Origin of the sequence: Methylobacterium sp. BTF04 (genome assembly GCF_010692745.1) — a bacterium.
In the GTDB taxonomy this organism is placed as follows: Bacteria; Pseudomonadota; Alphaproteobacteria; order Rhizobiales; family Beijerinckiaceae; genus Methylobacterium.
Map to the genome: position 1 here is coordinate 1 of NZ_JAAHTB010000069.1, position 12,410 is coordinate 12,410.

The following is a 12,410-nucleotide window of genomic DNA, read 5'->3' on the forward strand; positions in this document are numbered from 1 at the left end:
GCAGCGAAAAACTTTTTGGGCTCGTCAGAGTCACGTCCCATCCGGCACGATGTCCTTCGCCGGCGCCACGCACGAGGGAGCGACCCGTTCTCGGATCGCGGCCGGCGCAGAGATCGCGGAAGCTGGCGAGATCGACCGCCGCGCCATCGCGCACCACGCTTTCCCCTCTTGTCCACCACCGGCCGCCGCCGTCTTTGGCGTAATACTCGTCCCGGTTCTGAGTCTCGCGGTAGGGGTCTTGAGTATAATAGGCACCAGCCGATGCGCCTCCGCCGAGGGTATGCAGACTGGCGGTCATGCCGAACCGGGCTTGTATCGGCAGATCGCCTCCGCAGCCCCCGGGGGCGGCTCCGCCAGAGCCTCACCGACGAGGCCGGCGAGCGTCGCGAGGTGATCCTTCACTGCGTTCACCTCGTCGGTGATCCTGCCGTAGGCGGTGACGCCGTCGAGGTGATCGGTTAGGGCTCGGACCACGAGATCGGACGCGGTCAGACCCGACTGCTTAGTCGCGGCTGCGAGGCGGTCGGCGAGACCGGAGCCGAGGCTGATCGTCAAGGTCTGGGGGGCGGCCATGCGTGATCCCGTCGAGGTGTCGTCCTCACCGATCGTGGCGGGTTCGGAAGGGCTGGGCAACCATCAGATGCCGTCCGGCGACGCCGTGGTTAACGTCCGGCAGCTTTAGTGCGTGTGGTGTGATACCCCTAAGTTCGTAGCCTTCCTGTGGTCTATTTCGTGGGCATCTTGTGGTCGGTCATGGCCCTTGGTGGTACTTACCAGCTTCTTGTCGGCACCGCTGCATTCCGGCGTATCGTCCTAACCTAGGCTTCATGGCCGGGATGATAGATCCCCGGGCATGCCTTTTCTCGACCTTTCCCGTCTGCGCCGCGACCTGAAGCGTCGCCAAGCCGCGAGACCGCAAGGCCAGGGTCCGGGAGGACGTCCAGTCACCGGCAGCATGGCGATCGTGCGCGAACACCTCGTAGCCTTCGAGGCGCTTCATCGTGATGGCGCGAGCTGGGTCGACATCGCCGCCGCGCTCGCCGCGCAGGGCGTCACACAGGGGACCGGCGATGCTGCGCAGCCGATCACCGCGCGGCGGCTGACCGCCCTGATGGCCAGCGTACGGCGCGAGCGCGAACGGCATGCCAGAGCCGGCCAGGCTCGGGTACGCCGAAGCGACCTCGGTCCGGTAGTGCATAGCGACGCGGGCGAGCCAGCAGCGCCGCCGTCCATCCCCATTCCGTCGTCCGTTACCCAGTTGGGTCGGGAGCGTACCACGCTGGCGCTCGCACCCGAGCTTACCCAGCGTGAGACCCGTGACACGGAATCGGACTTCCCCTCCGCCGAGGACATCCGCCGGTAGTGTCTCAGTTTGAAATTTGATGTCAGTCGAGCGCGGTTCGCGTTCTCGTTTCTCGCGCAATCCCCGCGGCTGGCGTATGCTTGACATCATGGAAACTGATCAAATTGTCGACCCGGATGGGTCGCCGCCCTGGCTGCATCTTTTGAGCGCCCTTCAACGTGATTGGCGCGAGAAGCAAATCCTCAAAGGGCGCAATCCCGATGCGTACATCCAGAGCCAGCTTGTAGAGGCTGGGCGTTGGTTGCCAAATCCGACGCGAGAAGACGTCAGCAAATAGTCGAGCGTCTGATCTAATTAACCAATCAGATACAAAAAATATGGTGAATGGCCTGCCTACGCTGGTAGAGCGTAACGCTCATATAAAGCGTAGCGCAATACCAGATTTTTTTGGATTTGTCAATAGGCGCAGTGTCATATTGACAACGGAACGGCCACACCGATTTGCTGATTGTTAGCGCGTACGCCGTACGCCGAATGCATGGAGGCCTGAATGCCGACGGGACCGCAAGGCCAGAAGCGACCAGCCGACTTGATCGGCTGCGCCGTCATGGTGGCAAAAATCGCAACTGCTGACGCTGAGGATACAGGCATGGATGTGCCTGGTCGAATGCGAAGCGGCAAAGCGGGGGCCAAAGCCCGCAATGAAATACTAAGCGTGGAGCGCCGGGCTGATATCTCGCGGCAGGCTGCAAACGCGCGCTGGAAGTAGGAGTAAGAAAATGACCGAAATTGAAAGAAAACTTTCAAGTTTTAGAGTAGTTATCGGCAATGACTCGGAAGGAAAGTTTGTAGCTTCTTCTGAGGTAGAACCTGCTTTTTGTATTTCTTGCGCCACAGAGGCGGAGACAATACAGGCAGTAAATAGTATAGTTAAGTCTTATGTTAAGACTTTCTATCACGTTGAAATTGAGGGTCTTTCACTAGAGCCAGCTAGCGCGCCGAGAGGAATCCCGGTCACGAAAGTTAGTCCGAAGAGAAGCTTCTTGCCCACATTCGGTGCTATTTTTAACTCTGATCGCACACTTGAAGCTGCTGGATGCTGAATGCCCTGGTTCTCTATTCCAAGTACTAACATTCCGCATCTTCCTATGTTTGGTTATGACCTTGTGTCTACGGAGCCAACGGGCGCTTGGTATCGAGGACCAAAGGGTAGAACGTGGGTTGATAACAATGATCCAAGAGTTTGGTTGGATGAGGTGTCCGATGCCGTTCAGCTAGGCTCAACTGGCGTCACGATCATTGAGTCCGATTCAAACTGAAAAAAATGCTCGCTATCACGGATAGCTGAGTTATAAGAGGGGCATGAACAAGCTTCCCCTCGCAAAGCGCGTCCAGATTTTGAACATGCTCTGCGAGGGGTCGTCCCTTCGGTCGATATCTCGTGTCGCCGATGTGAGCATCAACACTGTCAGCAAACTTCTCATGGACGCTGGAAAGGCTTGCGCCGCGCATCACGACGAGTACGTCCGTGGTGTCGCCGCCGAGCGTATCCAGTGCGACGAGATTTGGTCATTCTGCTACGCCAAGGCGAAGAACGTCGCGACGGCAAAAGCGGCTCCCGAAGGCGCTGGCGACGTGTGGACCTGGACGGCTATAGATGCCGACAGCAAGCTCATCGTGTCCTACCTCGTGGGCGGACGTGATGCCGAGTACGCCGATGCCTTCATGGGCGATCTAGCGGGCCGTCTGACGAAGCGTGTTCAACTCACCACCGATGGGCACAAAGCCTATCTTGAGGCCGTCGAGGGCGCGTTCGGAGCCGACGTGGACTACGCCATGCTCGTGAAGCTCTACGGCGCCGCCCCTAGTGGCGTCACGGGGCGCTACAGCCCCGCCGAATGCACCGGGATTAAGAAGACCACTGTCACCGGCTCGCCCGATGAGGCGCATGTTTCTACGTCTTACGTGGAGCGCCAGAACCTCACAATGCGGATGCAAATGCGCCGGTTCACCCGGCTGACAAATGGCTTCTCGAAAAAGATCGAGAACCACCATCACGCTCTGGCGCTCTACTTCACTTTCTACAACTTTGTTCGGATGCATAAGAAGCTGCGAGTGAGCCCGGCTATGGCTGCTGGCGTGTCTGATCGGCTTTGGAGCATGGAAGATGTTGCGGCGCTTGTAGACGCTGCGGCGCCACTCGCCACAAAGCGCGGGCATTATAAAAAGAACACGTAATGCTCAGTTTGTGCCAAAGCATACTTAGGGAGTTGAATTTTGCATTTTGCTAGATTCTGCATCGTTCTAGCCGCTATGATAGCTTGCCCGCAGGTAAAATCTGAAACGTTGATATTTAAATGTAAACAGAACGCTCAAGAAATGTATATTAACAAAGAACTCAAAGAATTACCTCTTGACACGTTCTCGACTACAATGATTGTGATAGATAATGCAAAAATTATTATGACTTTTGATGAGGGAATACAGCTAACATATATGTGTGATCCTTCCGAAGGAAATCGAGTTTGCTCAAGACGGAATGATACTATTAGCTTTTATGACTTCAAAGACATCCGTCGCGAGGCTTCTTTTTGGCCACTCGGCAGCGTTCCTTTTAGAATTGGCACTTACTTTTCTTGCAAGCCCTCTTGAGGACATCTAAACCCTCGCACTTACCAATTCGCTAGATCACAAAATTTCAAACTGAGACACTACCCATCCGCCGCTCGGCGCTGGCCGCGGTGCAAAAGCTGTTAAAGAAGGATCCCCCATGAGCCGCATCCTCCTCGTCGCGCAGGACACCAGCGCGATCGGCAAGTCGACCGTGACGCGAGCGCTGGCCGAGTGCGTACCGGACGCACCGGTCTACGAGGTCGAATCGAGCCGGCACCTCGTCGAACTCGGCGAGCGGGTTCGCCACTTCGCGATCCGGACCGAGCGCAAGCGCCTCGACGAGACCGGCGGCGAGGCAGCCATCGCCGAATACGATCCGGTGCTGAACAAGCTGCTGACCGAGCCCGTGCCGGCGATCGTCGACATCGGTGCCAATGGCGGCATCGCCTTCCTGGAGGCACTCGCCCAAATGGCCCCGGCCTTTGCCCGGCGCGAAAAGAAGCTCGGGGTTCTCGTCGTCGTGGCGCACAAGGACGACGCCTACGCCACCGGCCGAGCAATCACCGCGGTGACGAAGGGCTGGGCAACCGCACGCTTTCTAATGGTCAATCACCTCCACGGCGAGCCCAACGCCAGCGAGGTCAAGGAGCTGACCAAGGGGGCCACCGCGGTCACCACCCTGGCAAAGTACAGCTTCCCGACGAAAGCGCTGCCGGTGATCGCTCCGCTCGGTCTGGCGCTGATCCCGCAGCTCGACGAGGACGCCTTGGCCAAGCACCTGGCCAAGGACGGGGCCGAGCCGGACGTCGCTATGGCGATCCGCACCCGCGCTTCGCTTGACGGCTTCCGGCTCGCGGCGATGAAGGCCGTGGAGCCCGCAGCCCGGTGGCTGATCGATGCCGACAAGGCTTGAGCGGCTCGAAGGCGCCCTGGCAGAGGCCGCAGCGGCGGTTCGCCGATCAGGCGCGCGCCTGCGGAAGGCCCGCGCCGACCGGCTCGCCGCGGCGCTTGCGGCGCCGACCCCGGCCGAGCGTCTGGCCGCCCTCGACGATCCGATCCTGACGCGCGTCGACCGGCGGACGCTGCGCGAGCATGTCGGGGTCTCGCTGGCGCCAGAATCCCCCACCGAACCGCCACGCAAGCGGCGCAGTCCGTTCGACCGCGTCCAGGTCGCGTTCGCCCGTTGGCGCCCCAACCCGTTCAGTCTCGCGATCACCGTCCTCGTCGGCGGGTCGATCGTGACGACCTTCGGCTTCGCCTGGGCACATACCGGCCGCGGGGCACGGATGAGCGGGCTCTGCCGCAATCTGGTGCTCACGCGGTCGGACGGCACGACGCGGCAGCGATCACTGTCGCAAAACTCACGGGTCGTGGTGCGGTGGCAGGGCGACGAGGCCGTCACGATTGCATTATGGGCGCACCTGAGTGGCTACGAGACCGCGACCGTCAGGAAGAGATGTCTGGAAGCCGATCGGTAGAGGGCACCGCACGGCACGGTGCTCTCTGCCAGGTGAGCTCAGGACCGCCCGACGGGCGCGATGCCCTTTAGCAGACCGGCAAAGCGGGCGTCGTCGAACGACCGGGTCTTGCGCAGGCGGATCGGATGGCGCGTGTAGCGCCGGCTGTTGGCGAACACCACTAGACTGTCGGCGGCGAGAATATCCTCGCCGGTCTCGTCCTCCAGTGAGACCCCCTGGAGCGCCTCAGAGGTCGAGCTCCGGTCCTTCTCTCCCTTCGCTTGGCTGGTGGAAGGCAGTCGAGCCGTATAGCGGCCGAGTATGCGCGAGAAGCGCTCGCGCTCGTCGACCGAGATGGCGGGTAGATCCGATACGGTGACGATCTCGGCCGTGTCCATCAGGGTGCCGGCTCCGGCTTCGCCGTAGACGTCGAGCATCTGCTGCCGGCTCTGCCAAAACGTCCACAGGCTCACGCCGTGCCCAGGCAGTTCGCCGGCCGCCTTGACAATGGCATCGAAGCGGCCGAGCTGCGCCGCCTCGTCGACGAGGCACAGGATGCGGCGGCGCTTCGGGTCCGGATGACGGCGCGCGGCCGCGAAGAGGTCGGCAAGCAACCAGCGCAGGAAGCCTGCGATGATCTCGGTCGCCTCGGACGGCACAACGATGAACAGGTCGGTGTCGCCGGACAGGAGTTCACGCAGTTCGAAGGTCGGATCCTGGGTCAGGTGCTGCATGCGCGCGTCGAGCAGCCAATCGAAGGCCTGCTCCGCGGTCGAGGCAACGTCCTCCTTGCTCTTGGCTTCGCTGTCGATGAACGCGCGCACCGCCCGGCTGGCGAGATCGTCAGAATCCCCCAGGGCGGCCTTGAGTGCCGGAAGGTCCTTGAGGAAGCCCGCCGCGGCCAGCGGCGTCCGCTGGCCCGAGCGGATCGCCGCGAGGGCTGCACCAAGGAACAGGGTACTGGCACGGTTGCGGAAGAACTGGCTGCTCTCGCTGGCCGTTGCGCTGCCGGGCAGGAGCTGACGGGCGAGATGCTGCAGGTAGAGCGTATCGTCAGGGTTGAGAGTGGCGAGCGGGTTCCAGCGATCACGCCCGGCGACGATGCCGAATGGGTCGATGCAGCGGACCACCCGGCCGAGCTTGCGCCGGCGTGCGGCGACCGCCCGGTAGATCTCGCCCTTGGGATCGACGATCACGGCCGGCCCGTCCCAGACGCCCGCGTCGGGCGGCATAGCGAGGTTGTTGATGATAAGACCTGAGGTCTTGCCAGTCCGTGGCGGCGCGATTGACACGAGGTTGCCCTCAACCTGGACCCGCACCGGCTTGCCGCTGGTCGGATCGAGACCGAGCTCCAGCCCGATCTTCATGGTCGCACGCTCGGCCGCGTTGGCGAACCGCGCGCGACCGAGCACGCTGCGGGCATCGCGCAGGCCGGGGGTCGGGGCACCCAGGATGAAGTAGGCCCCGCCGCCAATCACGGCCACGGCGAGCGTAACGATGGCCGTGGTGCCGCCATCGGCAAAGGCGAGCTGCTTGCCCTCGATCATCGCGAGATAGACGCCGAGGCAAGGCAGGATCTGCCAACGGGACAGATCGCGGAACCATTCCTCAGGCAGCCGCAGGTTGTCATCCCATGCGCTCGCATCAAAGCCGTGCTGCACGATGAAGGCCGCTGGATACCACACGGCCAAGCTGACGACGGCGAGAACGGCGACGATCACGCCGCGCCAAAACAAAGGAATCATTTTCGCATTACAATATTATCGCCGGTTTTATGAATTCAATCTATTTATAGATCTAATATTACGAGCTTACCTTCATTATTTAATACTGGAGGCGGTGTTTTATTTGATTTTGAATTTTTCCGTACTAAATCTTGCATCTCAGTATTTGTCATTTCAAAGCATAAAATATATTCACGTAGTTTTCCGATCTGCGGGCTCGCTTCAGCGTAATCGCTACCATTTTTGACCCAAGCATGGGCTTGGTAAATGTTATCTCCACCACACGCAAACCCAACGCAGTACATAAATCTAGGGTGATTGAGACATAAATTAGCACTATTGCTCCAGCATGCTCGGGATGTTCCGCCTCCGAATCCATTCTCAACTGAGACTGGCCCGTAGGCGCTTAGTTTAAGTGCTTGCTCTCTGGTCAACTCGAAATCCGGTACATATTCTTTATTGACTACTACAAACTTACCAGTAAAATCTTGCGCCACGAACTGCTCCTGCAAATTTTAAGAAACCTAAGTAGCAGTGTAAGGCACAGAAATCGATCGTATAAATATATCAATATTAATAAATCTACATTCTGGGAAGGTCTCGGGCAAAGCGTCGTGGGCGCGAGGGCTGTTCGTCAGCAATTCCGGCTTCACCAGCGACGGGCTGGAGGCATTCGCGCGCGGGCGCCAGACCAATCAGTTCTGCGTCGACGGGCTCAATTTGTACGAAGTTCTGTTACGACGCGCATCGCTCATCGACATGGTCGAGGCCAAGGCCCGCCGGGCGGCCGAGACCAACCGGGCCTTCGTGCCGGTGCGCGATCTGAACCTACGGAGCCGCTGGCAGGACGAAGCTCGGGTCCGCCAGAAGAACACCCTGCCGCGTCGCTGGGCACGCCGCGGAAGCCGGCCCTCGGCACCCAAGGACCAGCGGACCGCCCATGCTTACATCTTCGGGGCGATCTGCCCCGAGAAAGGCAAGGGCGCCGGTCTCGTCATGCCCCGATGCGACACCTCGGCCATATACGAGCATCTCAAGGAGATCAGCCGCATCGTCGATCCCGGCGCCCATGCCGTGCTGATCCTCGACGGCGCCGGATGGCACATCGCCCACGACCTCGTCGTGCCCGACAACATCACCCTGCTCACGCTGCCGGCCTGCGCACCGGAACTCAACCCGGTCGAGAATGTCTGGCAATTCCTGCGCGACAACTGGCTCGGCGACCGGATCTTCACCTCCTACGACGACATCCTCGATCGGTGCTGTGAGGCCTGGAAACGCTTCGTCGCGCAACCCTGGCTCATCATGTCCATCGGACTGCGCAAGTGGGCCTATCGGTTATGATCAATGCCGGTTGGTATAATGGGCGGTGATCGCGCCTTTGATGCCAGAGCCTGCCTGGCGTGGTCGCCCGCTCATCTGGACAATGCGGGAGGTCCTGAACGCGATCGTCTCAGTGCTACGCGGCGGCATCGCGTGGCGGTTGATCCCAAAGGATCTCCCTCCGCGCAGCACGACGTTCGGCGACTTCAGCCGCTGGCGGGAGAAGAATTGTTCGGGCGCATCAATCACACTCTGGTCATGGCCGACCGGGAGCGGGCCGGTCGCGAGGCCTCGGCAACGGCGGCCGTGCTCGATAGCCAGAGCGTGAAGACCGCCGAGAGCGGCGGCCCGCGCGGCTACGACGCTGGAAAGAAGGTCAAGGGCCGCGAGCATCAGGCCCTGGTCGACACCGACGGGCGCGCCCTCGTGTCCCGCTCACGGGGCTCGCTCAGGCTGCCTGACCCGTAAGGCCCCTCACCGAGCGCTACGGCTCACCTCGGTTCTCATGCCTTCCACGCTCTTCGTAACGAAGGGCATGCCGCCCATCCAGGCCTTCAGGGTAGCGATGGTGGTCTTGCAAACTGTTGCACATCGACGTAACACTTCCTCAGATGCGACCGAGATTTTGCTTACGAATCAGCGGGTTGCGCGTATGCGGCCGCTGGGTCAGAATCCTCCCGCCCCAGCCAGTTCTCGTCGGCAGAGCAGGCGATAACCCAGGGGAAATTAAAGCGGATACACCTGCGTCGGCGGTGGTCCCCGGCTGCATGGTGGCCGGCACAGGCGGCTTCCGTGGCGCCTGATTGAACCCGATCACCTCCGACAGCTTCGCAGGCGCTGGTATCTTTGCGTCGACTCGGTGACCGGTGGCGCGCGAGGGAGCCCTGGACGGGGCACGCTCGCTGGCGGGTGCGACCACAAGGTCATGCGCGCGCTGCACGCGATCTGAAGAACGTCGCGCCGATCACCCAGCGGGTTCGCGTTCATACCGGCCCCGACGCGTCGCCAGCCCATTCGCCATTCTCGAAAATGCGGGACGCTCGAGAGGCTCGAATCTTGCCTTCCCGGTGGTCGACAGGTGTTGGGCAACCCCGTTGCCCGTCTCGCCTGATGCAAGCCACGCAACGCGGCGTGGTGGCGTGCCGGATCGTTCACGACGAAATCGGCGCCTTGCAGAAGCTTCGAACCAGCAAGGACAAAATATGGCCTATCTCGCGCCCGCGGAGTTCGTCACCAAAATGGTGGACGCCGGCGAATCCAAGATCTTCATGTCGACCCGCGACACCCTCATCCGTGCCTACATGGCCGGTGCCATCCTGGCGCTCGCCGCGGTCTTCGCCGTCACCATCAACCAGCAGACGGGCATCCCCATCCTGGGGGCGGCGTTGTTCCCGGTCGGCTTCTGCATGCTGTACCTGCTCGGCTTCGATCTTCTCACCGGCGTGTTCGTGCTGGCCCCGCTCGCCCTGCTCGACGGCCGCGCTGGCGTCACCTGGAGCGGCGTACTGCGCAACTGGGGCCTGGTCTTCATCGGCAATTTTCTCGGCGCCCTCACCGTCGCCCTGATGATGGGCTTCGTGTTCACCTTCGGCTTCACCACACCGCCCGATCAGGTCGGTACCTACATCGCGGGCATCGCCGAGCGCCGCACGGTCGGCTACGCCGCGCACGGGGTGGGCGGATGGTTCACGATCTTCATTCGCGGGATGCTGTGCAACTGGATGGTCTCCACCGGCGTCGTCGGCGCGATGATCTCGACCACCGTCAGCGGCAAAGTGATCGCCATGTGGATGCCGATCATGCTGTTCTTCTACATGACCTTCGAGCACTCGGTGGTGAACATGTTCCTGTTCCCGTTCGGTCTGCTCATGGGCGGCCACTTCTCGATTGGCGACTATTTCTTCTGGAACGAGATCCCGACCGTGCTGGGCAATCTCGTCGGCGGTCTCGCCTTCACCGGCCTGACCCTCTACACCACCCACGTCCGGACCGCCCCGAAGCGGAACGCGATTGGGATCGAGCGTCGCCACGCAGCCTGATTCCGGCTTGACCGTTCGGGCCTCTCGCCGCAAGGCCGAGGCCCGACCCACTAGGCCCCCTGATGTCTTCAGTCCTGACGATCTCCCTCGGCCAGCACAGCGAGCGCGGTCGCAAGGAGACCAACCAGGATTTTCATGGGGCCTGCATCCCCGAACGCCCGGCCCTGGCCCTCAAGGGGGCCGTGGTCGCCATCGCGGATGGAATCGGCAGCAGCCCCGTCAGTCACATTGCCAGTGAGACGGCGGTCAAGAGCTTCCTCGCCGACTATTACGACACCCCCGACACCTGGTCGGTGAAGACGTCGGCGCAACGCGTGATCGCCGCGACCAATTCCTGGCTCCACGCCGAGACGCGCCGGAACCGCCACCTGCACGATCCAGAGGCCGGCCGGGACAGGGGCTACGTCACCACCTTCAGCGCCCTCGTCCTCAAGTCGCGGACGGCTCACATCTTCCACGTCGGCGATGCCCGTATCGCGCGGGTGGTCGGGCGCTCGCTCGAAGACCTCACCGAGGACCACCGCGTCGTCCTGTCCGCCACCGAATCGTATCTCGGCCGGGCGCTCGGCGCGGCGGCCCATGTGGAGATCGATCATCATCGCGTCGGGATCGAATGCGGCGACGTCTTCATCCTGGCGACGGACGGGGTGCACGAGCACGTGCGGCCCGAGGCCATGGTCGCAGCGGTGACCCTGCACGGCGACGATCTCGCGCAGGCTGCACAGGAGATCGTCAGGCGTGCCTACGACAACGGCAGCGCCGACAACCTGACCGTGCAGATCGTGCGTATCGATGCGCTTCCGGACGGCGAACCCGCCGAACTCCTGGGCCGGATCGAGGATTTGCCCCCGGCCCCGCTCCTCGATCCCCCCGCATTGTTCGACGGCTACCGGGTTCTGCGCACCCTCCATGCGAGCGACCGCAGTCACGTCTATCTCGCCATCGATCTCGAGACCGGGGCGCAGGTCGCCCTCAAGATGCCCTCGACCGAGCTGTGCGGCGATCCCGCGGGCCTGCGCCGGATGGTCATGGAGGAATGGATCGCCCGGCGCGTCGACAGCCCGCACGTGCTCAAGGCCCCGGCGCAGACGCGGCCCCGCAGCCATCTCTACACGGTGATGGACTACGTCGAAGGCCAGACCCTGGCGCAATGGCTGCGTGACAACCCGAAGCCAAGTCTCGAGGCGGTGCGCCGCACGGTCGAGCAGATCGCCCGCGGCGTGCAGGCGTTTCACCGGCGCGAAATGGTGCATGGGGATCTGCGCCCCCAGAACATTCTCATCGACGCGGCCGGAACCGTGCGCATCATCGATTTCGGCGCGACGCGCATCGCCGGGATTGCCGAGGATGGCATCGGGGTCGAGCCGATGCTGGGAACGCTTCAGTACGCCGCGCCGGAATGCCTGGCGGGCCATCCCGCGACGCCGGGCTCGGACATCTTCGCCGTCGGCGTCATCGCCTATCAGATGCTCACCGCACGTCTCCCCTACGGCGCGGAGGCGACGCGTGCCGTCACCGAGGCCCGCCGGCGGCGCCTGCACTACGTCGCCGCCGCCGCCGTGCGCTCCGACTTGCCGGCTTACGTCGACGCGGCCCTGCGCAAGGCCGTGCATCCGAACCCTGCGCTCCGCTACGACGCCCTCTCGGCCTTCGTCGCGGATCTGCGCTCCGCGAACGGGTCGTTGCCGGGCCAGCGGCCGGCAGCACTTCTGGAGCGCGATCCCGTCCTGTTCTGGAAGCTGGTCGCGTTGGCGCTCGCCGTCGCGGTGGTCGTCTTGCTGGTGAGCCGCGCGCACTGACCGTCGAAGGCTGACGGGTCTGTCGGGGCACTCTCTCGAGGCCTCGCCCCTTCGCGGGTCCGACTCCGTGACACCCAAAGGTGGCGACCCATTGCATTAGAGCGTTTTCGGTTTAATCTGGTTCATATCCTGCGGCGGCGAAGAAGTTGGCG

General features: G+C 62.2%; 13 protein-coding genes and 1 pseudogene. 10 read left to right on the forward strand and 4 right to left on the reverse strand.

Annotated elements, in window-relative coordinates; translation table 11 throughout:
• Together G3T14_RS21915 and G3T14_RS21920 are read right to left on the reverse strand one after the other, a co-directional pair.
• Positions 1-298 (reverse strand): relaxase domain-containing protein (locus tag G3T14_RS21915; RefSeq protein WP_163644642.1); only part of this gene is annotated, 298 nt, incomplete at its 3' end.
• Positions 295-573, reverse strand: a complete 279-nt coding sequence (locus tag G3T14_RS21920; RefSeq protein ID WP_163644643.1) for a hypothetical protein — start codon at positions 571-573, stop codon at positions 295-297. The genes G3T14_RS21915 and G3T14_RS21920, both read right to left, overlap by 4 nt.
• A 280-nt stretch (positions 574-853) precedes the next feature.
• On the opposite strand from G3T14_RS21920, the gene G3T14_RS21925 reads away from it, so the two are divergent.
• The 6 genes from G3T14_RS21925 (at position 854) to G3T14_RS21950 (ending at position 5,394) form a co-directional block, all read left to right on the forward strand.
• Positions 854-1,363 (forward strand): hypothetical protein, encoded by a 510-nt coding sequence (locus G3T14_RS21925; protein ID WP_163644644.1) that lies wholly within the window; start codon positions 854-856, stop codon positions 1,361-1,363.
• A gap of 19 nt (positions 1,364-1,382) precedes the next feature.
• Positions 1,383-1,640, forward strand: a complete 258-nt coding sequence (locus G3T14_RS21930) for a hypothetical protein (protein WP_163644645.1) — start codon at positions 1,383-1,385, stop codon at positions 1,638-1,640.
• Between the two features lie 442 nt (positions 1,641-2,082).
• Positions 2,083-2,406 carry a hypothetical protein gene (locus G3T14_RS21935; protein WP_163644646.1) on the forward strand — a complete coding sequence of 108 codons (324 nt, stop codon included), beginning with the start codon at positions 2,083-2,085 and terminating at the stop codon, positions 2,404-2,406.
• 259 nt (positions 2,407-2,665) lie between these two features.
• Entirely contained in the window at positions 2,666-3,541 is an 876-nt protein-coding gene (locus tag G3T14_RS21940) for a DDE-type integrase/transposase/recombinase (protein WP_163644647.1), read from the forward strand.
• Between the two features lie 532 nt (positions 3,542-4,073).
• Complete coding sequence (locus G3T14_RS21945; protein ID WP_163644648.1) at positions 4,074-4,829, forward strand: hypothetical protein; 756 nt, start codon at positions 4,074-4,076, stop codon at positions 4,827-4,829.
• The gene (locus G3T14_RS21950) at positions 4,813-5,394 is read left to right on the forward strand and encodes a hypothetical protein (protein WP_163644649.1); all 582 of its coding nucleotides are present in this window, start codon (positions 4,813-4,815) and stop codon (positions 5,392-5,394) included. The genes G3T14_RS21945 and G3T14_RS21950 overlap by 17 nt, the downstream gene beginning before the upstream one ends.
• A gap of 38 nt (positions 5,395-5,432) precedes the next feature.
• Here G3T14_RS21950 and G3T14_RS21955 read toward each other — a convergent pair whose 3' ends face one another.
• Together G3T14_RS21955 and G3T14_RS21960 are read right to left on the reverse strand one after the other, a co-directional pair.
• On the reverse strand, positions 5,433-7,118 hold the full coding sequence (locus G3T14_RS21955; RefSeq protein WP_163644650.1) for a type IV secretory system conjugative DNA transfer family protein: 1,686 nt from the start codon (positions 7,116-7,118) through the stop codon (positions 5,433-5,435).
• A gap of 44 nt (positions 7,119-7,162) precedes the next feature.
• A complete protein-coding gene (locus G3T14_RS21960) occupies positions 7,163-7,594 on the reverse strand; it encodes a hypothetical protein (protein WP_163644651.1) in 432 nt (143 codons plus the stop codon).
• A gap of 262 nt (positions 7,595-7,856) precedes the next feature.
• On the opposite strand from G3T14_RS21960, the gene G3T14_RS21965 reads away from it, so the two are divergent.
• From G3T14_RS21965 to G3T14_RS21980, 4 genes and pseudogenes are all read left to right on the forward strand, one after another.
• The gene (locus G3T14_RS21965; RefSeq protein WP_281409847.1) at positions 7,857-8,441 is read left to right on the forward strand and encodes an IS630 family transposase; all 585 of its coding nucleotides are present in this window, start codon (positions 7,857-7,859) and stop codon (positions 8,439-8,441) included.
• A gap of 19 nt (positions 8,442-8,460) precedes the next feature.
• Positions 8,461-8,849: pseudogene (locus G3T14_RS21970) on the forward strand (transposase); the annotation flags it as partial.
• A gap of 773 nt (positions 8,850-9,622) precedes the next feature.
• The gene (locus tag G3T14_RS21975; RefSeq protein WP_163644653.1) at positions 9,623-10,459 is read left to right on the forward strand and encodes a formate/nitrite transporter family protein; all 837 of its coding nucleotides are present in this window, start codon (positions 9,623-9,625) and stop codon (positions 10,457-10,459) included.
• A gap of 62 nt (positions 10,460-10,521) precedes the next feature.
• Entirely contained in the window at positions 10,522-12,258 is a 1,737-nt protein-coding gene (locus tag G3T14_RS21980; RefSeq protein ID WP_163644654.1) for a bifunctional protein-serine/threonine kinase/phosphatase, read from the forward strand.
• Positions 12,259-12,410: the final 152 nt, after the last annotated feature.